Consider the following 22,365-nt stretch of genomic DNA (forward strand, 5'->3'; position numbering starts at 1 on the left):
AGCCTTTCCAGCCTCTGCGTCTCCGCGTCTCTGCGGTAAACTGCATTTTTTATTAACTGTCTCCACTCCCACAATGGGAGAGGGAATCAAGCCTTCCCGAATGAGAACTGACTAAGCATTTCCACCAAACGCAGCTGGCAAAGAAACCGACTTAAGTCCCTTTTCCGCCAACACTTTAAGTAATTTAGGCAACACTAACAGTACCGCTGGTTCTGTGACTGATGAGCGTGCAACATCATGCAGCAGCAGGATATCCCCTGCCGCCAATCCTTGAGTGAGCCTTTGCAAAACTAAAGCAGGATCACTCTTTACGCCGTCAAACCCACGTCTTGTCCATGAAGCATAATGCAAACCTGCTTTTGCCAGTACAGGGTCGAGCATAGGACTACGAAACCCCGCTGGCGCTCTGAAGAATAAAGGTGTGTGCCCATTCGTGCTGGCTATTGCCTTCTGTGCATTCTCCACCTCGCGACGTAATCGTGAAATGCCATAAAAAGAGAACGCATTGGGATGACTATAACTATGATTTTCTACGCTATGCCCTCGGCGTAATATATCCTTGATAATTTCAGGATGTGCTTCAGCCCTGGCACCCAAACAGAAAAAGCTGGCTTTTGCCTGATATTGATCCAGCAAATCCAGCACGCGGGGTGTAACAACCGGATCAGGACCATCGTCAAACGTCAGAGAAACTTCGCTACGCAGTGCAGCAACATCAGGAAGCCGTGTAATATTTGAGCCGAGCAGTTGGCCTTTGGGCCATAACACTGCACCAGCCAGCACCGTGTGATTCAAAACGATTAAACCCAGCACCCATTGCCACGCCGAAGGTTGCAGCAACACAACTACCAGCCCTGCAATATGCAGTTTTATGGAAAAACCAATAGCCGGGGCAGGCCGCCAGGGCCGACTTTTTCGGTTTAAACCTGAAATGCTATTTTCACTGGATGCCATTCAATTCTTTTCTCAAGCTAATCTTATTTCTGTTCTCTCACAACCAACCTAGGCAAAATATCTTTATCCAGCAGGCCACGCCAAAGCGCAATCCAGGTTTGCCAATCATGGCCGCCATTCAGCGCTAATACATGGTGAGGGGGTAAACGCTCTGCCAGCAATATGCTTGCCGGTGCATAACGATCTTCTTTACCATAGCCCAAATATATATTGGGCATGGGTACTTCGCTGGATGGAAAGGTTTTAAGCCATGCCAAGCGCTCTCGCTCATGATCTTCTGGCGCGATATAACCCGGATTCCAGTTATTTAAACCACCAGCACGCACCACCTCGGCAATTGTTCCCCGAACACCGAGAAAAGGCGCCAGGAGGAACACACCTTCGACTAACGCGGGATATTTACGTGCAAAACTTAGCGCACCCAAACCCCCAATAGAAATACCCAACACCCAGATTCGGCAATACTTTTTTTCTTGCAGCGCTGAAATAATATCATGCCGCAAGGTCTCAACAATATTACCTTCAAGGTAATAGTCCACATGGGCATCCACTGCGACTACATCTATCGGTAAATTTCGTTCCCGTACCGCTTGTATAAAGCCATGCCCCACAAAATCCTGCGGGCGATCTTTGGCACCCGGCAATAATACCAGCACATCTCTGCTACCAGTCACGCCAGGCGCTATATCAATGATTGAATCCATGGCTACTTTTCAAATCACTTAAATGTGTTGATTTCAGGGTTTTCAGGTTCAATCCACATTCTTGACAGCGCCATTCTTCCACAAGGGGCGAGTAAACTTGCCGCCACCTGCAACGAAAAACCGATCACCATAGACAGATCTAAGAAACAAACAATGGAACTACTTAAACCTTGGATTTAGCTTTTTCTATAGGCTTGTTTTCTTGTCGCACTATCAGAATAGCTGAAAATACCAGACTTAAAATCGCCCCCATTCCCACCGTTGAACCAATTGCCTTCAGCAACGGAACATGGGAGAAAGAAAGCAAACCAAACCCTATCATGGTCGCAATATTCGCAAACAGCAACGATACCAGCATACGTTCCCTGTCCTCGCTTGTATCGCAAGGCCGATCAAAAAACAGGGAATAATTAGAGCCAACTGCAACAACCAGCAACAAACCTACCAAGTGAAATATGGATAACATGTGACCATTTAGCACCAGCACACACGTGACAATAATCACCGCTGCGGCAAGCGGAGCCAGCACTTCAAATACCCGACGGGGTGAGCGTAAATTTGCAAATAATAAAATGACGATTGCTATGCCACCCAACATTGAAAAGGTGAGCGCTCCATGCCGATAAGTCTGATATAACTGGTCGGATTCATACTTCATATCCAGCATAATTGCCTGGGGACCGGGTAATTTGGCTATTTCCCTTGTTATGGCTTCAGGATCGGTTACCCCACGCAAAGACAGCATGGCAGCCCAGCCATGCGCGCGCTTGACTAGCAATGAATCCAGCTTCAACGCCAGATTAGTGCCTTGCAGATTACTTCTGGTGCTTAACGGCTGTGTTTTTGCCTGCGCAACGTTTTCTAAAAATGGTTTAAATAAATCCGGTTGAAAAGGCAACTCGCGCAATGCCAGTTGAAGGTTTTCACGCAATACTTCAGTTGTTGGTAATGCAGCCTGACGCACACGTTGCATCTGCAAACTGGGCAAATACGTGGCAGGAGACTCAAAGCCCTGTAACGCCCCTTTTATGGTCATCTGGCCCAACACAACTGCTATATTTTCACTGGCCTGAAGCGCAGCCTCTGCGTCTTTCGCATTCACAACAATCAAATAGCGCACATCCGGTGCACCAATGTCATTTCGCAACTGTTCATCAAGAAGTTGGTCAGCTTTAGGCAATGGGCTGAGACTGGATAATTCATCACTCCATAAAGGCCCGCGCTGTGATAAAACGATCAACACCACAAAGGCGCTGGCAACCAACAGCAGCAATGGTATGCGCAAGACTGGCGCGCGCTTGACTAATGCCATCACGGTAGGTGCAACACTGGTAACGGCTCGTGCAGTGAAGCCCTGTGGCAGCAAAGCGGGTAGCACCCAGCGCGTTACTGTCACTGCCACTATTAACCCTACAATGGAGAACATACCTAGCTGGGCAAGCCCGGGAAAGCCCGAAAACAGCATGGCGCTAAAACCACAAATGGATGTCAGCACGCCTAATCTCAATGTTGGCCAAATACGTTTGAAAGTCGTTTTAGGCGCTACTGATGGGGCGATTTGCGTGAATAGATATATGGCATAGTCCACGCCTTCTCCAATAAGCGTAGCGCCAAACCCCAGCGTAATACCATGCACAGAGCCAAATCCCAGACTGACTGCTGCTATCCCCGCAAGCGCACCGCTAGCGACTGGCAACAACCCCAGTATTAATACGCGAAATGATCGATAAACCAGTAATAGCAGGCAAGCAATAAGGACTGTAGCTATCAACGAAAAGCGCCATGCATCGCCCTTGATTCTTTCTCTGGTGCTGACGGAGAATACGCCTGGCCCGCTTAATTGTAACTGCACGCTCGTATCATGCCCGGCTACCCGCGCGAATGTGCTTTGGATTACAGCAATTGCACTTTCCTGGGCATCAATGTCATACCCTGCCGCTTTGGTCTGTAAAACGAGCAAGGCACGTTTGCCTTCTTTTGAAAACCATACCCCTTCTTGCATTGCCGGTCTTGCTTGGCCTTCCAGCTGTTCCAGCAAGCGTATCAATTCACCACTCGGGTCGTCTTTAAGTATCTTCTTAACTAATGTACCTGCGGGGCTGCCAAGCAGTTGCAGAGCTTCTTCCAGGGAATTGCGTAAAGCAGCAACAGAAAAATGCGCTGGTGTAATAGCAGGGCTCAGCAGATAACGGTTTTTCCAGAGGAAATCGTGGTCTTTATCTTCGCCAACATGTTCGCCATTGTTTACAGAAACAAAATCGGCTTGTGTTCTTAACTGTGCTGCCAACTGCTTGCTGGTATTGGCCAATATTTCCGGAGTGGCACCCTCAAGCCCGACCAATATCAAACGTGAAACAACCCCTTCTCGTAACTGCTCCACCAGCACTTGTTGTGCAGGCGTGGGAGATCGTGGCAAAAAAGCTGAAAGATCGGTGCTGAACTCTGTACGGCTAATGACGAAAATGCAAGCGACTATAAAGGCCAGCCAAAGTCCAATGGCCCAACGCGACATTACATTCACGAAGCATCCTCAGTCACTGTCATGACCGACCGATCACCCCCACTCTCGATAATTTCAATAGTGCGCACCCAATTCTTGCTACCGCTGATGTGAATCTCGTCCACTACGGCTCTCATATCAGATTCCACTGGTACCAGTTGCAAACGCCATTGATTGACGTTGCCATCCAGGCTAACTCGATAAAACTTGCTCAGGGTTGGCAGATCACCCGCCAATGTGGAACGAATACCCTCTACAAAAGCCCATATTACAGGGTACTCCTGCAATACAACCGTGCGACGCTGATTTTTTGTCTTGTTTTCAAGGGTCAGTTTATCCTGTTCCAATACCATGCTTTCTGGCTTGGGAAGCAATGTATGTTTTTCCAGATGGCCAGGCGCGGTATAAATCAGCGTACCAGAAAGTTCCAGTGGCGTGCTTAGAATACTCATGTATTTTCGTTCTACAAACGTCCCTTTGGCCACTTTTACGTGACCCAGATTTTGCATGAGCTGCTTTACATCAAGACTGGCAGGCTTCGCTTGTTCCGCGCCTGCCGCAGACATACCCATACCTGCCATCAAAAGACAAACACCCGCCAGAAGAGAACGCATAAAATGTTTATTTCCAGAAATCATAAAAGTTGAACCAGTTATAGGGGAAAAGACGGCAATAGTGTTCAAGCCGCCCTGTATATTGTTTAAGCGCTTGTTCAAGCGCAAACGTACGCTGAGATCGCTCAACCTGTGAAATATCAGCAAACCGTTCGAAATAAATATCATACTGATTGCCACCTTGGTAAAGACCGAACATCAAGACAATAGGCTGTTTAAGCATCATGGCTATACGGAACGGGCCGGTAGACAAATTGGCCTGCTCTCCAAAAAAATCACAAGGTACGGTGCCTTCACCTTCAATGGTTCTATCCGCCAGCATGCCGACAAAGCCCCCGCGAGCCAGAGCATCTTCCACTTTGAACATGGAGTCGATTTTACCCAGCGCGATCACCTGCATCACCAGGTCCGGGTTAATGGCATTCAATACAGCATTCAGTTTTTTAGCGTTTTCTTCATACATCACCATGCTTACGCTGGGTGCTATAGACTCACGACCTAGCGAGCGTATGATTTCGAAACTACCCATATGCGCGCCAAGCAAAAAACATCCCTGCTTACTGGCTATCATGTCATCCATCACTTCCTGACCATGAACACGCACATCGAATAAATCAAACTGATTATTAAACAAAAACACCCGATCAAGAATCGTTGATGCGAAGGCATGCACATGACGAAACAAATCCCTGAGGCCCGGTTTGCGGCCCAATGCCTTCTGCAAATAGTTTCTGGATGCTTTACGGGCATCACCCGAAAAAATCATAAAATACAGACATATAGGATAAAGCAACAGCCGCGCAGCTGAACGCCCCATTTTAAGCGCAACCCAGACGATAAAACGGATCGCCAGCGCGTTGCTGCGTTCCGGGCGCGTTACCCACTCAGGGGCAGAATGTTCTTCTATTATGTCGTCGGCAGGTTGTCGCATTTCACTACACCCGTCAGCACAATGTTTTCACCCACCATGCACTGAAATTTAAACTCGTTTTGCACTGTCGCATCAATCTCAATTTTAAAAAGATCACCAGGCTTTACCGGATGAGAAAATTTGGCTGATTTTATCTTATATGGTGTCAACTGACGATTCAAACTCGCCTCCATTGCCAGCACCACCTCAGCAAGCAGCACCGCCCCGGGAATAATAGGGTTGCCAGGAAAATGCCCAGAGGAAGTGGGATGATCAAACGGGAAAGTTATTTCAATTTTGGCCAATGTTCAAATTCCATTTATATTTCAAGCTCGCTCAACAGTTTCTGGAGCGCTTCTCGCGGTAACTTACCGGTCTGATTGCGCGGCAAAACATCGACAAAGCGAAGCGGCCGGGGTAAAAAAGCTGCATCAATGCGCTGACGCAAAGCTTGCATCAACGCTTCACTGGTCATATCCGGCGCAACCACAAATGCCATAAGCCGGGTTACATCCCCATCTTTATCGTCTGGCATGACAAACACCCCATCCTGCACACCTTCAATCGAATTGAGATGATGATTAAGATTGGCCAATGACGTGCGCTTTCCCGCAATATTGATCAGATCAGCTGTTCTGCCTTGCAGCAAGAATGTCTGCGGGCTATGCAAATCAATCAAGTCATTCAATAAAGTTTCTGTTTCGACATGGCCGCCACTGACCCAGGTTCCTCGTTCATCCTGCCTAAGCATAACACCCTGGAAAGTTCGCCACTCCAAAGTTTGTGCAGTGCGTCGCGTAGCCACTTGCCCCGATTCCGTACAGCCATAAATTTCATATAAAGGGGCACCAAATTGCTTCTCAGCTTCGATAGCCAATTGAGGCACGAGTGGAGCCGTCGCGCAGAGCACAATCTCCACTGGCGGCAAGGCTGCATACTCTGTCATTAATGTCCGCAAGTGAACCGGGGTAGTCACCAACATGCGAGGACGTGGCAACGCATCCAACTGCGTAAAAATATCAGCAGGAAAAAATGGTTTGCCAGCATGCATCGCTAACCCACCTTGCATGGCAATCAGCGCGGTGGACTCCAACCCATACATATGCTGTGGCGGTACAGTTCCTAAAATACTCAATTCAGGTAAAGACATCACGCCAAGTATTTCAGCTGCAGCCCGCGCGCTCCAGACCAATCCACCCCAGGTTTTTCTGTAGGGTAAGGACTCACCGGTTGACCCAGAAGTAAATACAATTGCAGCCAGTTGCGATGAAGGAAAGGAAGGAACTAAATGCTTAGTGGCATTCGTACCAGAAAACTGCGGAAAGCTGACTATTTTCAGTGATAGATGCTCGTTGGCAGTATCAGTTAAACAATACATGCCAGTATATTGCTGGCTCAATTTTTCAATCAGACTAACTGTATGATTGGGGGGCAACAAATTAATCTGTTTGCGTACCAGTGCAGCCGAAAAACCCACAATAAAACGATATCGGTCTGTACACAAATTAAGCAGATATTGTTGCTCAGGAAGCAAAGCCGCTAATTGAGAGACATCCTGCAAAAACTGGTCAACCGTGATTTTACGCCCATCCTGAAAGGCGAATGTATCGCCACCGTTTTTATGGCAGATAAGCGGAAAGGCATCCATCATATTTAACGCGGTTTAGCGCCAGTAGCGGATGAAAAATCTGTATTAAATGCCTGTACAGTCTGTTTTATTGTCACATGAGGGAAATCACGGTAACGCAACACGCGGTAAACATACTCACCAATAAACATGACTATCACCAGCGGGAAATTGATAAAATTGATAAAAAGTGACCATGTTGAAAGGGAAGTGAAATTAAACAACAGGACCGATGTCATGATTTGCCCGATAAAAAATACACACCAGGCGATCGTTACGCCTTTTGTATACGACACCAAACGCGCATCCAGTGTACCGTGAACCCTGCGAGCCAATCGCGTAATCAGCGGTTCTTTACCAGGCAGTAATGTATGTCCAAAAAACCATAACAAAAATAAATTAATAGCCGCATGGGGAATGCCAAAAGCCGCATCAAAATTCAGCAACACATTGCTCCGCAACACAAATATCACAATGGCTGCGGCCAAAAAAACGAATGACCACAAAATCCGGTTTGTAGCATGCTTGATAGTCCAGAAAGCCAAGACAGATAAGGGAACGAGCGCGAGAATAATCCGCAGCAGAACAGCCGTATGGTCCATCATTGCGGCATGAGCCAGCCACGGATAACCGAGACAGGCAAAAATAACAAGCAATTTACCGAGAAAACGGATGCTGCGCATCATCTGCCACAGCCAGCAGTGCTAATGAAACCACGAATAAAACAACATTCCCCAGAATTAATGTTACTCACTGGAGACCCTGTAGCACTCAGTCTTAAAAGGTAATGTATTCATGATAAACAATAGACGTATTTCAATGAAGATCGGAGAGAACTCTGTTCAGTTAAAAATACCGAGGGTAATTCAATTGAACAGAGTGCATTTTACACGCTTTCAATAGGTTATAGAAGTAGCAGACCCAAAGCTGAATGGCTGGAAATTATGCACCAGAAACCACATTACCCGCTTATTCGCTTGCATTAACCCTGGTCTGAGACTGCGCAAATATCCAGGAAATGCCAAGCCCGCCACTCACCGAATACTTCTGTTTCAAGAGTGGGCTATCCTCAAACGCCGCACCACTTAAACTATCTGCCCGCAGGAACATCCCCACCCAAAATTTTGGATAGCGCTTTGAAAGTGCAGCCGTAAACTGTGTACCGCTATACCCACCATGCGCTGTATAGGCTGGGCGATCAGGTGTTGCATACTGGGAATCTACCGAATAAAAATACTCATGATATTTTTTATCTCCAAAAATCGGCCCACCTGACAAGCCCACGTTCCAACCTTCGCCAGATTTCAAATCAAGATTCAATACCGGGCTGAATATCAATCCGGCATTGCGGGTTTGAAAAGACTTTACTGCCTGAATTGATCGCACTGGCAACCTGAGCGTTAATTCATAATCCGACTCCGCGCCTTTAGCCAAAAACACATTGAGCTGAGGGCCGATTTCAAAAGTCGGATCCAGGTTTGGCATGCCCTGGCGCGCTGTATTATTGTCGCTTTTAACCGGTATTGATCCATTCAGACTCACATCCAGTTCTACCTGGTCAGATTTATACAAAAGCCCTCTGATTTTTTGTCGGTCCACCTGTAAAACCTCACCGCGGTATACCACATAGGGAATGGGTAAAATATAAGTTTGCCGCTGATCGGATCCACGATAATCCGGCATACTAACCACCCCAGCACCGGCCCCCAACTCCCATAATGGTAACTCTGCTGAATACGCTGAAGCGGACAAAAGAGTTAACGGTAACAATATACTGACAAGAACCTTGTTATTTATTAGCATTTGTCTTGAACCTTATAATATAAACTGAAGGGCATGTCCAAACACGCCCCTGCAGCATTCGAGCCTGTATGATTTACGCGAATAAAGCGCGATATTTTTCTAAAAATGCTTGTGCTTCAGGCTCACCTTCCTGAGGTGCCCAACCTGCTTTTTCATCTTGATTCAAAGGCTGATAGGGCCCAGCTTTAGATTCAAAAAATACACTTCCAGGTTCCAGTGCGATGAGTGTATGGAATATACCATGTGGAATATTGACGCCTACAGCATTTCCAGCAGGGGACATCACGGCTTTAAAAGATACATTTCCTTCTTCGTCAAAGAACAAAATACCAAACTTACCACGTAATACAATGATCGTTTCATCTTTACTTGTATCCTGATGGCAGTGCGGGGGAATGTAGGATTCGGGTTCCATTGCATTGAGCAAGCGATGACTCGCATCCCCATCGGCGCCATGAAAATTATAGTTTTTACGTTTGCGAGGTGATTCTTCCGCCGAACTCGACACATTATTCAGCAAGTTCTGGTCAATGATTTGCAGGGATTCCATAAACGGTCTTTTTATTCTCAAAAAAAATAAACCTATGGAGTATACAACACTACAATAAACCAAGAAACGCAGAAAACAGGCAAAAAAAGGCGCGGTTCAATTTTGAACCGCGCTTAAAAATCCACCAAAGAAGGAGGATGGAGGAGACAACACCAAGTTCCTCGGGGAAGAGGAAGACCTCAGCGTTATTAGAATTATCTAATATTTGAATATAATGTGCAAGTGTTATTTCAAAAATATTTCAGACAGCCCAATTTCTCGTTCAGGCTTAAAGTGAAAAACGCTGACAAAATCTCAAAACACGAAGCAAATCCATTGTTAAATTAATTACTTTGCAGAAAACTATTGATACCGAATACGAATGTTTTCAGCATCCAGCCAGTCTGATAACGACAGCAAAAGATTATCGTGCAGTTGCACCCGCCATGTTTCTCCCAACTCCACATCACAACTTGCCCGGTTATTCCGATAAGAAATGGTCACTGGACAACCGCCATTCCGGTAGGGTGAAAGCAATTCCTGCAGCTTACCGGAGTTCGCCTGCCCGTTGCAGGAGATATGTATGGCTTTGGCAAATCGGGTCCTTGCTCCTGTAAGGTCGTACAGTTTTTCTGCAGTGACGCGCAGACTACCCGGGCCTGAATAATCATCGCGGGTTACTTTGCCTTCGATTACCAGCAATTGATCTTCTTTTAACAGGTCACGGTGGGCATCCACCAATTCACTGAACACTGTGACCTCTATCTGAGTACTGCTGTCATCCAGAGAAACAATCATCATTTTTCCACGGCGTGTCATTTGAGTGCGCGTTGAATAAACGACTCCAGCCATAAATACTGGCTGCTGTTGCGGGGATAAATCCTTGAGACGGGTTCTCACAAATCCAGAGATTTCTTTGGCATAAGAGGTATAAGGGTGCCCACTGAAGTAGTAGCCAAGGCAGGCTTTTTCCTGGATCAACTGCTCTCTGTCATTCCAGCGTGGCGCTTCAACCAATTGCACCTGATGGCCTGCATCATCATCAAACAGACTGAACAAGCTGCTTTGATTGACGTCGCGGCTCGCCTGTTCTGCAGAATTCAGGGCAATGCCAACCGACGCCAGCATGGTGGCACGATTGTCATTGAGAGAATCGAATGCGCCCACCTTCGCCAATGATTCCAGCACGCGGCGATTCACGATACGTTTATCAACACGACGACAAACATCAAACAAGTCTTTAAATGGCCCATCTGTGTTACGTGCATTCACAATGGCATTAATCGCTGCCTCACCGGTCCCTTTGATTGCACCCAAGCCATAGCGTATCTGCTTGTCATTCACCGGCACAAAGCGGTATTCACTTGAGTTAATGTCCGGCGGCAGCACTTCCAGGCCGTTCACCAGACAATCATCGTAAAAAGTATGAACCTTATCGGTATCATCCATATCGGCCGACATGGTCGATGCCATAAATGCGGAAGGAAAATGCGCTTTAAGAAAAGCAGTCTGATACGCTACCAGCGCATAGGCTGCAGAGTGGGATTTATTAAAACCGTACTCGGCAAACTTCTCCATCAGGTCGAATAGATATTCTGCCTTCTTGGGTTCAACATCGCGCTCGGTCGCGCCACCGACGAAAATACTGCGGTGTTCCGCCATTTCTTCAGCTTTTTTCTTACCCATGGCACGGCGCAGCATATCCGCACTGCCAAGCGAATAGCCGCCCAGAATCTGGGCGATCTGCATTACCTGCTCCTGATAAACAATCACACCATAGGTAGGCTTAAGCGTTGCCTCCAGATTAGGGTGCATGTAATCAACTTTGGCTTTGCCGTGCTTACGGTTAATAAAGTCATCCACCATACCTGACTGCAACGGGCCGGGACGGAACAATGCGACCAGCGCCACAATATCGTCAAAACAATCCGGTTGCAGGCGGCGAATCAGGTCCTTCATCCCGCGGGATTCCAGCTGGAATACCGCTGTGGTGTTGCAATCTTTTAGCAAACGGTAAGATCTCACATCATCCAGCGGAATGGTTTCGATGTTAAAAGCATCATCCGCCCCTGCCTGACGTTTCAGATCACGAATATACCGCACTGCCCAATCAATAATGGTTAGCGTGCGCAGACCCAAAAAGTCGAACTTGACCAGACCGATCTGCTCTACGTCATCTTTATCAAACTGGCTCACGACAGATTCGGAGCCCTGAGCACAATAAAGTGGGCAAAAATCAGTTAACTTGCCCGGAGCGATCAACACGCCTCCGGCATGCATACCCACGTTACGGGTCAAATCTTCCAGTTTTTCTGCCAGAGAAAACAGCTCGCGCACTTCTTCTTCGTTATCGTAGCGTTCCTTGAGTTGCGGTTCCATTTCCAGCGCTTTCTGCAACGAAACGGGCTTAACGCCTTCAATTGGCACCAGTTTGGATAACTGGTCGCACATGTTATAGGGCATTTCAAGCACGCGGCCCACGTCACGAATCACTGACTTGGAGCCCAATGTACCGAAAGTAGCAATCTGGGAAACACTATCCGCGCCATAATGATCGCGCACATATTCAATAACTCGTTCGCGCCCGTCCTGACAAAAGTCCACGTCAAAGTCAGGCATGGATACCCGTTCCGGGTTCAGGAAACGTTCAAACAGCAAGTCATATCGCAACGGATCAAGATCGGTAATGCCTAGCACATATGCCACAAGGGAACCTGCACCAGACCCCCGCCCCGGCCCTACCGGCACACCATTATGTTTTGCCCAGTTGATAAAGTCCGCCACAATCAGGAAATAGCCGGGGAATCCCATCTGTACGATAGTATCGGTTTCAAACTTTAACCTGTCCAGATACACGGGCATCTGTTCTTCACGCTTTACCGGGTCTGGATACAATAATTCCATGCGCACCTTGAGGCCATTGGCAGCCTCCTGGCACATGAAATCATCCAGCGTCATTCCTTCCGGCGTGGGAAACTGTGGCAATTTGTTATTACCCAGCTCAATCGTCAAGTTACAGCGTTTAGCAATTTCAATGGTATTCGCTAATGCTTCAGGCACATCGGCAAAAAGGGTCGCCATATCCTGCTGGCTTTTGAAATACTGTTCTGCTGTAAATGCCTTGGCGCGCCGCTGGTCTCCCAGCACAGCACCTTCAGCAATACACACCCGAGCTTCATGGGCCTTAAAATCATCGGTATCCATAAACTGGATAGGGTGGGTCGCCACCACAGGCAATTTCAGTTCGGAAGCCAGATTCAACGCGCGTTGTACATAGTTTTCCATCTGCGGCATACCTGTGCGCTGCAGTTCAATGTAAAAGCGTTGCGGGAATAATTTATCCCACTCACCGGCCAACCTGGCGGCTTCATCCAGGTTTTCCATTTGCAGCGCTACACCAATGTCACCCATATGAGCGCCAGACAAAGCAATCAGATTTTCTGCCAACCCTTCAGCAAGCCATGCCTTGGAAATTTCAGCGCGGCCGCGGTGTTGATTAGTACGATAACCACGCGAAATCAATTCGCACAGGTTCAAATAGCCCTGCCGATTCTGGGTCAGTAGCAACAACCGGGTTGGCTTATCCCGGTCCACCTCATTGGTCACCCATACATCACAACCAACAATCGGTTTTATCCCTTGGCCACGAGCTTTCTTATAGAACTTCACCATACCAAACATATTGGACAGGTCAGTCAGGGCCAACGCAGGCATTTTGTCTGCGGCAGCACGCTTGACGGCATCGCCAATACGGACGATACCGTCTACGATGGAAAATTCACTATGAAGCCGAAGGTGAATAAATGAAGGATCAGACATAAGGTATAATTGTGTTTTTGAAATTTAACTGTTGAACCATTTGGTTAGGTGAGAATCTCACCACAAATCCGAAACGATTCACTTACAAACTAATGGCATTTTATCACTGTAATGAAAACTCCTGAACTTTTGGCACCAGCCGGCACGCTGGAAAAAATGCGCTACGCCTTCCTATTCGGCGCCGATGCAGTCTATGCAGGGCAACCACGTTATTCTCTGCGCGCACGAAATAATGAATTTAAAATGGAACAACTGGAAATTGGCATTAAAGAAGCCCATAGCCAAAACAAAAAATTCTTTGTCGCCAGCAACCTGATGCCTCACAACGCCAAAGTCAAAACCTATATGGCAGATATGGCGCCGATTATCGCTATGAAGCCCGATGCGCTGATTATGGCTGACCCTGGCCTGATCAGTATGGTGCGGGAAAAATGGCCGGAAATACCAGTTCATTTATCGGTACAGGCCAACACTGTTAACTACGCCACCGTAAAATTCTGGCAGGCTATGGGGCTTACCCGGGTTATTTTGTCTCGAGAATTGTCTTTTGACGAAATTGAAGAGATCAAGCAACACTGCCCGGACATGGAACTGGAAGTCTTTGTGCACGGTGCTTTGTGTATTGCTTATTCCGGACGATGCTTGCTATCTGGTTACTTTAACCACCGCGACCCCAATCAGGGAACATGCACAAACTCTTGCCGCTGGGACTATAAAGTTCACGATACAGATGAAGATGCCACTGGTGATATACAAAAAATAGATCTGGATTTTCGCGCAGCTATGGAAGAACCCCGCTTTGCTGATTGCGGTGATCAGCAACGTCATCCTTTGTCGGACAAAGTCTATCTGATTGAAGAAAAAAATCGTCCGGGTGAACTCATGCCCATCATTGAAGATGACCATGGAACCTATATCATGAATTCCAAGGACCTGCGAGCTGTGGAACATATTGAACGGCTGGCAAAAATCGGGGTGGATTCGCTTAAAATTGAAGGCCGCACTAAATCCGCCTACTACGTTGCTCGCACCTCTCAGGTTTATCGCAAAGCGATTGATGATGCAGTGGCCGGCCGGCCTTTTGACCTTTCGCTCCTTTCTGATTTAGAAAACCTGGCCAGCCGGGGCTATACCGATGGCTTCTACGAACGCCACCACACCCACGAATACCAGAACTATATTAAAGGGCACTCAGAAAGTGACCGCAGCCAATATGTAGGGGATGTTATAGCCTATGACGCGCAAACCGGCTTTGCTGAAATTGAAGTAAAAAACCGTTTCAGCGTTGGCGACAAATTGGAAATCATTCATCCATCAGGCAACCAAACCATTACGCTGAAACAAATGACCAGCAAAGACGGTAAAACACTAGATGAAGCTCCGGGTAGTGGTCATCGGGTAAAAATACCTTTAAATGCCAATCTGGAAAAGGCTTTAATCACCCGATTTTTTTAATTTTCCGATTCACTTAATATTTTGTAAGGATTCGGAAAGTCCACCGACTAAGCATTACCGGCATAGATCAAATTGTCTTGCCGGACGAACTCATCACAAAATTGAATATGTATGAATAAGGAGATAGCACATGGAAGTTAGCGGATCCACATCTCACCAGGTGAGTAATATTGCGGCGCTCACAAGCACCAACCAAACTTCTCAGGTAAAAAGAACAGAAGAAGCACAGCAAGCTGCCAAAGCCCTTGAAACTCAGCAAGCAAACCAAAGTCAGGCCAGTACTGAAAATCGGCCTGTAGCCGGCAATACTGTCGGAAGTATCATCAATACTAGCGCTTAGACCTTAGTGCAATGATGGGGGCAAGGTGATACAGGCAACAGGCATTTCCCAGGCTTACAGTACTGCAGGCTCCGGCACTGCATCTGCAGGCTTGGAAGCTCAACTTGCGCGCCTTCAACAGGAATTATCCGATTGCGTTAATTGTGCTTCGGCTAAAACCACAGAAGGAAAAGCAAAAATTCAGGCTGTCGAAGCCAAAATCAATGTCATACAGGCACGCCTGGATGCGGTAGCCGTACAATCACAGGGTGATAACAATATACAGGCAATTAGTAAGTCATCCCAAACGCAGCAACTGGATCAACATTCTGCCAACGTTGAAAATCGTCCCATCAGGGATAGCTTAGTCGGAAGCGTTATCAATACCAGCGCGTAGTGCATTTTCAATCCGAATTAACCTGATACTGAGAATTATATTTAACAAAACAATTCCAGCATCGGTATTACCACAGAGATTACAACCAGCTTTCTATCGTACTTTTGGACGGAACACCTCCAGCATGCACCACCTTCCCATCAATCACAACGCCTGGTGTCGACATAACTCCATAGCCCAATATCTGAGCAATGTCTTCTATTTTCTCAAGCTGAATTTCGGTGCCTTTTGCCTTGGCAGCGTCCTCAATCAGTTTCAGCGTTGTTTTACAATTGGTGCAACCGGTTCCTAATACTTTAATATTTTTCATATTCAACTCCTACTTTCACAGTTAACAACAAGATTTTCCGGATGGTGTAGGGGTGCAACATGCACCGCCCGCCACGGGGATAGTACTTAGCGTTTCTCCTCCTTCAGGGGGAAAACAGGCTTTGAATGCTTGATCGAATTTATCATCCAGCTTTTTCGCCGACTCGTCTCTGATGTGACGCGCAATTTCCACCACCAGATCAATCTGTTCTTCTGACACACCAAACTCTTTTAACTTATCTAATTGGCACAGACCCTGATTGGGATGGTTTGCCGCGATGTTGGATGCGAGCGAGACCAGCGCCACGATAGATGGATGCAAAACCGAATGGGTCATAATATAGTCCTCAAAAAATTAAACGACACGCCTACGACAACAAAAGCCAGCGCCAGATAGCCTGAAAACAATACCATTAGCGGAACCTTGATGACTTTACGCAATATAATCATTTCTGGCAGCGACAGCGCAGTGACGGACATCATGAAGGCCAGTACTGTACCGATTGGCACCCCCTTACCCAACAGCACCTCGGCAATCGGTATAATCCCAACTGCGTCAGAATAAAGTGGCACGCCAACTAGCACCGCTCCTATCACCGACAGCAGACCGCCTCCTCCTGCAACCTTTGCAACCAGATCAGCCGGCACGAATCCATGAATAAACGCACCCACTCCCACACCGATGAGAATGTATTTCCAGATGCGCCGGACGATTTCTTTAACTTGATTTACCGCGTACTGATGCCGGGCTCGCATAGATTTATCTTCTTCAATCTGCGCTGATTCACCCATGCGAATTTTCCAGACATAATCCTCAACCCAACGCTCTGGCTTGAATCGCTCCAGCACAAAGCCGCCGATCAATGCAACAGACAATCCAGTAACGATATATAGCACGGTGAATTTCCAGCCGATAATGGATGCTAGCAGCACCACGGCCACTTCGTTGATCATCGGACTGGCGATCAGAAATGAAAGGGTCACGCCCAATGGAATACCTGCCTCCACAAAGCCGATAAAGAGCGGAATAGACGAACAGGAACAGAATGGTGTCACCGCCCCCAGTCCCACAGCCATGAAACGGCTTTGGATATTACCTCGATTGCGAATGAACTCGCGCACCTTCTCGGGTTTGAGCAAGGCGCGAAGCAACCCCATACCATAAATTACCAAGGTGAGCAACACCAATATCTTGGTCACATCCATGACAAAAAAATGCAAAGCATCACTCAGGGCCGTACCTTTCATCCCGGCCAAATCGTAAATCAGTAAGGTAGCTAAAGCATCAAACATATTATTTAACTCATCCTGATATCAGAGCGCAAATGCATCATCGTACGGCTGATCACCCTCCGACACTGGCAGCGTCAGGTTGTTACCCCAGTCTCCCCAGCCGCCGTTATAAATGCGTACATCTATGTAGCCCAGTGCTTTCAGTTGCAGCCAGGCCAGGCTGGAACGGAAACCATCATGGCAATAGGCGTAAATGGTCTTGTCCTTGGGGAGGGACTTGTACAGCACTGCAATGTCGTCCAGGGATTTCCAGGTCTGGCTCTGACCATCCGCCCCATCCAGACTGACGATACTGATCGCACCCGGAATATGTCCACCGCGAACGGAATGTTGCACCACCTTGCCGGTATACATATCAGCGGGGCGAGAATCCAGAAGGACGATTGCAGGATCACGCCTGGCCACTACATCGCTGTAGACATCAGTCCATTCCACCACCATGCCGGGCTTGGCAGGCTTCAGTTTGACGTTACCCGGTTTCCGTTTGGTTTCTTCTTTTGTCATGCTGTTAAAGGCACTCCACTCTATAGTGCCACCGTTCAGTATTTTCACCCGCTTCATGTCAAATCCATACAGATCGAGCAGAAAGTAAACACGAGAAGTCAGCGCAGTGACGGAATCATCGTAAAGCACGATAGTTGAATCGTTATTCACGCCCCAAGTACGCAACGTCTGTTCAAAGGCTTCACGTGAGGGGAATCGCATCGAGGGTATGGCGTGGTTATCACCCAAATCCTTAAAACGCTGCACTTGTACCGCACCAGGTATATGCCCCACGGTGAAATAACGGTGCGGATGATAGCGCACTTCCAGCACCACCAGCTTCTGATCTTTCAAATGACCTGCCAGCCAATCGGCGTCTACCAGAAAGTCAGGTTTGGCACTCGCTGAGGCGATATTTGCCCCCATCCAAAGCAGCAATAACAGGGTGATCCGGAATATATTTTTCATTTTGATTTCCTTAATTATTTAATTGCTGCCAAAATCTACTGCCCTGCCTCATACCATTGCTTGCTGGCATTGACGATGCGCACCACTGAAAGCATCACCGGCACTTCGATCAACACCCCCACCACGGTAGCCAATGCCGCCCCCGACTGAAATCCGAACAAGCTAATCGCCGCTGCAACCGCCAGTTCAAAAAAATTACTCGCCCCAATCAATGCTGATGGACCAGCCACGCAATGGGCCACGCCAAACTTGCGGTTCAGCAGATAGGCTAAACCTGAATTAAAGTAGACTTGAATCAGGATCGGGACAGCCAGCATGGCAATCACTAAAGGTTGCTCAAGAATTGCCTGGCCTTGAAAACCAAACAGCAACACCAAGGTAAGCAATAGTGCTGAGAGCGATAGTGGATGTAACCGTTTGAGTGTTATTTCCATGGCGCTGGGCCCAAGCTTCTGCAATATAGCTCTCCAAATTTGGGCAATCGCGACTGGAATAACAATATATAGCGCAACCGAAAGAAACAAGGTATCCCAAGGCACAGTGATCGCAGACAGTCCCAGCAAAAGTGCAACAATCGGCGCAAAAGCAAAAATCATAATTACATCGTTGAGAGCCACTTGAGACAAGGTAAATAAAGGCTCACCACGGGTCAGGTTACTCCACACAAACACCATGGCTGTGCAGGGTGCGGCGGCCAGCAAAATCAGGCCGGCGACATAACTGTCCAGCTGATCGGCGGGCAAATAGGGTGCAAACACCTGACGGATAAATATCCAGCCCAGTAGTGCCATGGAAAAAGGCTTCACTGCCCAGTTGATGAACAGTGTGACTCCAATGCCACGCCAATGCTGCTTAACCTGATGCAGCGCACCAAAATCAATCTTGAGCAGCATCGGAATGATCATGACCCAGATCAGCACCCCCACAGGCAAATTAACCTGCGCCACTTCCATTGAACCTACTGCGCGAAACAGGCTTGGTATTAATTGCCCTAACCCAATGCCAATCGCAATGGACATAAAAACCCATAACGTCAGCCAACGTTCAAAAAAACCAAGCGCTGCTCCGCTTTCCGCTCGCGCGGTTATTTCACACTGGACGCTCATGCCCTATCCTTAAACTCAAATTAACTCTTGAACGCCTTCACCTTTTGCTTTCAAAGGACACAGACATTTGTCAGCAGTTTTAAACGCGCCAAGTGAAATTTGCACAGAAGCATCATAAACATGGATCAAGCATGCCCCCTCAACAACAGCCAGACTTTCCAAATACAGGCGTACAGCATCCACTCTTGCTGAGCGCTGGTTTTTCTAAACTGTCAGTTGCTTCTTCAACACCAAACACCGGTATGCTTCCCAGCGTATGAAATGCCTCCCAAGCTATACCGGCAGGATCTTTTACCCAGTATTTGTTGGATTCCGCATAACAGCAAGCACCCTCTCGTTGCTCCACTACGGAACTGGTCGCCTGATTCAGATTCACCTGAACAGCGGATAACTCTTCTTCACTATCCACTTGAATACCCAGATGATCTACCCCCTCCTTGCTGCTACGGTTGGAAATGGCAAAATTAATGCGAGGATCATCCAGCATCCATTTTGCGTAATCATCTTTATGTACTGTTGGGCTTTGCCCGAACATGGTCGAATAAAATTGAATGCTTTCAATCAAATCTTTCACTGACACGTGAACATGGAATCGTTTCATGGCTATCTCCTGTAACAGACTACGAAAGACGCTCCTGAATTATCGGGAGCAATTTGGCACGTATTTCATCGCGAACACGCTCAAAACTGTCTAGCGCTTCGCCATGGGGATCATGGAAAGGCATGTGGATGGTAGGAACTGGGCGTGGAAACACCGGACAACTTTCCTTGGCGTTATCACACACGGTAACAACCAGATCCACAGCTTCATTTAGCACAGCATCAACATGTTTAGGGCTTAACCCATCTGTAGAAACACCAGCAAGATTTAATGCTTCAATCGCACCATCAGCCACTTTAGGTCCTGGGCTGGTGCCTGCAGAAATGGCCACAATATCTGGCCCTAAATCATGATTAACCAAGGCTTCGGCCATTTGGCTGCGGCATGAATTTCCAGTACACAAAATAAGAACCGTTTTATGCATCATCGCACCTTTATTATATGCACCAAAACGCATATATATGAGTAAAAAATTTTTAACTGCAGCAAGCGTTACCTGTTCCTTGCTCATTCAGAAGGTCATTGTCTATTGCATAGGGTGACGACTCGCCAATACCCTGCACCATCGACTCAAGAATACGTACTGCCCAAAGTGGCAATTGCGGGTGAATACGATAATGCACCCATGTCCCTTCTTTTCGTGAGGCGAGAACGCCTGCTTCCCTCATCACAGCCAGATGTCGTGAAACTTTTGGCTGAGAAAGACCTAACACCTGAAAAATGTCGCAAACACAACGTTCTTGTGATTTAAGCAGCAACACCAATACACGACGACGGGTCTCATCAGCCAATATATCGAAAAATTGATTAGAATCTAGCATGTGAAAAATATATATGTTATTTCATATATTGTCAACAACAATACCAACGATTGATCACTGTGTTGATTTTGAGGATTTTACAGCTATTGATCCGATGGTCTCAACCCGGCTCTAAAGAACTCACGCAACATGAAGTCTTCCAATCCGGCATTATCTTCCACAAGTGCAGAAAGCGTGATCACACGATTCAAGCGCTGCGACTCCCAATTGAAATTACCTTTGTGACGTTGGCGAATGATGGTTATCATTTTGCGTATGATGGCATGCTCCACATCTGTGTTTGCATCTGCCTGCACTTCAATTTCTTCACGTCTGCCATTATTGTAATTACTGTCCCACCCCCTGAACGAGAAAACCGCACTACGTGTGCCAACACGCATAATTTGAAATATCCCACCCCCTCCCTGTTGCTGAAGGTTGCGACTGATATTTGCGTTTCTTATATCCTCTTCAGAGGGTTGTGCGGTATCGCCATTTCCAAGTTCAGCCAATTGTCGTCGAGCTCTGGCCGCTTTGACAAAACTGGCCATATCGGTGGGCTCTTCTTCCGCGGTTTTATTCGATGGGGGCGCAACTGGTTTGATTGGATTAGCGACTATATCCGGCTTAACAGTTAGCGTGGGCGGAATCCGTTTCGCAGGTTTTGCTGATACTAATGGTTTTGTTTGATGGCGCTGAGCTTGAACCTGAGTACTATGGCTGGCAGGCGGAGTGTCAGGCTGCGTTGTCGTTTTTTTCGATGATACTATTGGATTTAATTGTACGGTAAGAACATTACTTCCTGCATTAATCGAATTAATATCAATGGGTTTCTGAAAATGAAAGAAAAGATAAAACATCAAATGCAACAGTAACGATGCAGCCATGGCAATCAACAATTTTCGGTTAATTCGGATTACCAAATAATCATCAAGAACCGGCATATTGCTCAACCACACTTCGGGAGCGTGGTGTAGACGGGATTCAGTATTGCCTGACATGGAACATTTCAATAGAAAATCATTGATACATCATTTTAAAAACCAATGCACTTTAATCGATATAATTCAGAATAAATAAAAGTAAAACTTGCCGCACCCTTACCCTCAAAACTTCATACTAAAAATATCAACCGGAATACGAAGTATACATGCTTGAGTAGTGAGATAAATTAAGTTACAACTCACGTATGATGCCAATAAAAAGGCCCGGCATATAGCCGGGCCTTCAAGATTTGACCAAAAACACAAACCAATTTTATGACATAAAACAGATTACAAAAGGCCAGAACCGCCACTCTTAAGGCATTTACGACATTTTTTAGAACATGATAAAAGCCAGTGTTACTTAGAAACTTTTGCAGAAGAACCATTCACCTGCTCTATCATGTAATCCACAGCTGCCTCAATATCCTTTTCAGAAAAGGCATCATTGCCACCGTGAGCAGGCATCGCATTCAACCCGTAATCCGCATGCTCAATCAACTTTGCTCTTCCTTGCGCAAGTCGTGGCGTCCAGGCCTCTTTATCATCTAATTTTGGTGCATCCATAACACCACTTCGGTGACAGGTAGCGCAAGTCTGCTCGTAAATTGCCTTTCCGGAATGAGCAAAAGCAGGGCCAGCCAACAAGAACGCAGCGGTACAAAAAATTATCTTTATTTTCATTATGTCA

General features: G+C 47.0%; 24 protein-coding genes. 3 read left to right on the plus strand and 21 right to left on the minus strand.

Annotated features, from left to right (window positions below):
- Nucleotides 1–111: 111 nt before the first annotated feature.
- The 11 genes from EDC63_RS07790 to dnaE form a co-directional block, all read right to left on the minus strand.
- Nucleotides 112–954: a polysaccharide deacetylase family protein gene (locus EDC63_RS07790; protein ID WP_124945553.1), complete on the minus strand. Its 843-nt coding sequence runs from the start codon at nt 952–954 to the stop codon at nt 112–114.
- Nucleotides 955–977: 23 nt separating this feature from the next.
- Nucleotides 978–1,658, minus strand: coding sequence for an alpha/beta fold hydrolase (locus EDC63_RS07795; protein ID WP_124945552.1), 681 nt, complete (start codon nt 1,656–1,658; stop codon nt 978–980).
- A 163-nt stretch (nt 1,659–1,821) separates the two neighbouring features.
- Entirely contained in the window at nt 1,822–4,170 is a 2,349-nt protein-coding gene (locus EDC63_RS07800; RefSeq protein WP_132920909.1) for an MMPL family transporter, read from the minus strand.
- Between the two features lie 5 nt (nt 4,171–4,175).
- Nucleotides 4,176–4,772 carry a LolA family protein gene (locus EDC63_RS07805; RefSeq protein ID WP_124945550.1) on the minus strand — a complete coding sequence of 199 codons (597 nt, stop codon included), beginning with the start codon at nt 4,770–4,772 and terminating at the stop codon, nt 4,176–4,178.
- Between the two features lie 7 nt (nt 4,773–4,779).
- Nucleotides 4,780–5,703: an LpxL/LpxP family acyltransferase gene (locus EDC63_RS07810; RefSeq protein ID WP_124945549.1), complete on the minus strand. Its 924-nt coding sequence runs from the start codon at nt 5,701–5,703 to the stop codon at nt 4,780–4,782.
- Nucleotides 5,679–5,987 carry a hotdog family protein gene (locus EDC63_RS07815; RefSeq protein WP_124945548.1) on the minus strand — a complete coding sequence of 103 codons (309 nt, stop codon included), beginning with the start codon at nt 5,985–5,987 and terminating at the stop codon, nt 5,679–5,681. Before EDC63_RS07815 ends, EDC63_RS07810 begins: the two co-directional genes overlap by 25 nt.
- 14 nt (nt 5,988–6,001) lie before the next feature.
- The gene (locus tag EDC63_RS07820; RefSeq protein WP_223248191.1) at nt 6,002–7,333 is read right to left on the minus strand and encodes an AMP-binding protein; all 1,332 of its coding nucleotides are present in this window, start codon (nt 7,331–7,333) and stop codon (nt 6,002–6,004) included.
- Nucleotides 7,334–7,335: 2 nt separating this feature from the next.
- Nucleotides 7,336–7,995 (minus strand): COG4648 family protein, encoded by a 660-nt coding sequence (locus tag EDC63_RS07825; protein ID WP_124945547.1) that lies wholly within the window; start codon nt 7,993–7,995, stop codon nt 7,336–7,338.
- Between the two features lie 283 nt (nt 7,996–8,278).
- The gene (locus EDC63_RS07830) at nt 8,279–9,112 is read right to left on the minus strand and encodes a MipA/OmpV family protein (protein ID WP_124945546.1); all 834 of its coding nucleotides are present in this window, start codon (nt 9,110–9,112) and stop codon (nt 8,279–8,281) included.
- A 73-nt stretch (nt 9,113–9,185) separates the two neighbouring features.
- Nucleotides 9,186–9,662, minus strand: a complete 477-nt coding sequence (locus EDC63_RS07835; RefSeq protein ID WP_189836489.1) for a WbuC family cupin fold metalloprotein — start codon at nt 9,660–9,662, stop codon at nt 9,186–9,188.
- Between the two features lie 342 nt (nt 9,663–10,004).
- A complete protein-coding gene (gene dnaE, locus EDC63_RS07840) occupies nt 10,005–13,460 on the minus strand; it encodes a DNA polymerase III subunit alpha (protein WP_124945545.1) in 3,456 nt (1,151 codons plus the stop codon).
- A gap of 111 nt (nt 13,461–13,571) precedes the next feature.
- Between dnaE and trhP the strand changes: the two genes are divergently transcribed.
- The 3 genes from trhP (at nt 13,572) to EDC63_RS07855 (ending at nt 15,631) form a co-directional block, all read left to right on the plus strand.
- A complete protein-coding gene (trhP, locus tag EDC63_RS07845; protein WP_124945544.1) occupies nt 13,572–14,915 on the plus strand; it encodes a prephenate-dependent tRNA uridine(34) hydroxylase TrhP in 1,344 nt (447 codons plus the stop codon).
- A gap of 130 nt (nt 14,916–15,045) precedes the next feature.
- Nucleotides 15,046–15,255: a hypothetical protein gene (locus EDC63_RS07850; protein ID WP_124945543.1), complete on the plus strand. Its 210-nt coding sequence runs from the start codon at nt 15,046–15,048 to the stop codon at nt 15,253–15,255.
- Between the two features lie 25 nt (nt 15,256–15,280).
- Nucleotides 15,281–15,631 (plus strand): FlxA-like family protein, encoded by a 351-nt coding sequence (locus EDC63_RS07855; protein ID WP_124945542.1) that lies wholly within the window; start codon nt 15,281–15,283, stop codon nt 15,629–15,631.
- 79 nt (nt 15,632–15,710) lie between these two features.
- Here EDC63_RS07855 and EDC63_RS07860 read toward each other — a convergent pair whose 3' ends face one another.
- The 10 genes from EDC63_RS07860 to EDC63_RS07905 form a co-directional block, all read right to left on the minus strand.
- Nucleotides 15,711–15,941 carry a thioredoxin family protein gene (locus EDC63_RS07860; RefSeq protein ID WP_124945541.1) on the minus strand — a complete coding sequence of 77 codons (231 nt, stop codon included), beginning with the start codon at nt 15,939–15,941 and terminating at the stop codon, nt 15,711–15,713.
- A gap of 21 nt (nt 15,942–15,962) precedes the next feature.
- Nucleotides 15,963–16,277, minus strand: a complete 315-nt coding sequence (locus tag EDC63_RS07865) for a hypothetical protein (protein WP_124945540.1) — start codon at nt 16,275–16,277, stop codon at nt 15,963–15,965.
- Nucleotides 16,274–17,233: a permease gene (locus EDC63_RS07870; protein WP_124945539.1), complete on the minus strand. Its 960-nt coding sequence runs from the start codon at nt 17,231–17,233 to the stop codon at nt 16,274–16,276. Before EDC63_RS07870 ends, EDC63_RS07865 begins: the two co-directional genes overlap by 4 nt.
- 21 nt (nt 17,234–17,254) lie before the next feature.
- Nucleotides 17,255–18,184, minus strand: coding sequence for a sulfurtransferase (locus tag EDC63_RS07875; protein ID WP_124945538.1), 930 nt, complete (start codon nt 18,182–18,184; stop codon nt 17,255–17,257).
- 35 nt (nt 18,185–18,219) lie between these two features.
- Nucleotides 18,220–19,290 (minus strand): ACR3 family arsenite efflux transporter, encoded by a 1,071-nt coding sequence (gene arsB, locus EDC63_RS07880; RefSeq protein ID WP_132920906.1) that lies wholly within the window; start codon nt 19,288–19,290, stop codon nt 18,220–18,222.
- Between the two features lie 139 nt (nt 19,291–19,429).
- Nucleotides 19,430–19,891, minus strand: a complete 462-nt coding sequence (locus EDC63_RS07885) for an ArsI/CadI family heavy metal resistance metalloenzyme (RefSeq protein WP_124945537.1) — start codon at nt 19,889–19,891, stop codon at nt 19,430–19,432.
- Nucleotides 19,892–19,910: 19 nt separating this feature from the next.
- Nucleotides 19,911–20,315, minus strand: coding sequence for an arsenate reductase ArsC (locus EDC63_RS07890; RefSeq protein ID WP_223248190.1), 405 nt, complete (start codon nt 20,313–20,315; stop codon nt 19,911–19,913).
- Between the two features lie 52 nt (nt 20,316–20,367).
- Nucleotides 20,368–20,712 carry a metalloregulator ArsR/SmtB family transcription factor gene (locus tag EDC63_RS07895; protein WP_124945536.1) on the minus strand — a complete coding sequence of 115 codons (345 nt, stop codon included), beginning with the start codon at nt 20,710–20,712 and terminating at the stop codon, nt 20,368–20,370.
- An 83-nt stretch (nt 20,713–20,795) separates the two neighbouring features.
- A complete protein-coding gene (locus tag EDC63_RS07900) occupies nt 20,796–21,692 on the minus strand; it encodes a hypothetical protein (RefSeq protein ID WP_124945535.1) in 897 nt (298 codons plus the stop codon).
- Nucleotides 21,693–22,034: 342 nt separating this feature from the next.
- The gene (locus EDC63_RS07905) at nt 22,035–22,358 is read right to left on the minus strand and encodes a c-type cytochrome (RefSeq protein WP_124945534.1); all 324 of its coding nucleotides are present in this window, start codon (nt 22,356–22,358) and stop codon (nt 22,035–22,037) included.
- Nucleotides 22,359–22,365: the final 7 nt, after the last annotated feature.

The organism is Sulfurirhabdus autotrophica, from assembly GCF_004346685.1.
Classification (GTDB): Bacteria; Pseudomonadota; Gammaproteobacteria; order Burkholderiales; family SMCO01; genus Sulfurirhabdus; species Sulfurirhabdus autotrophica.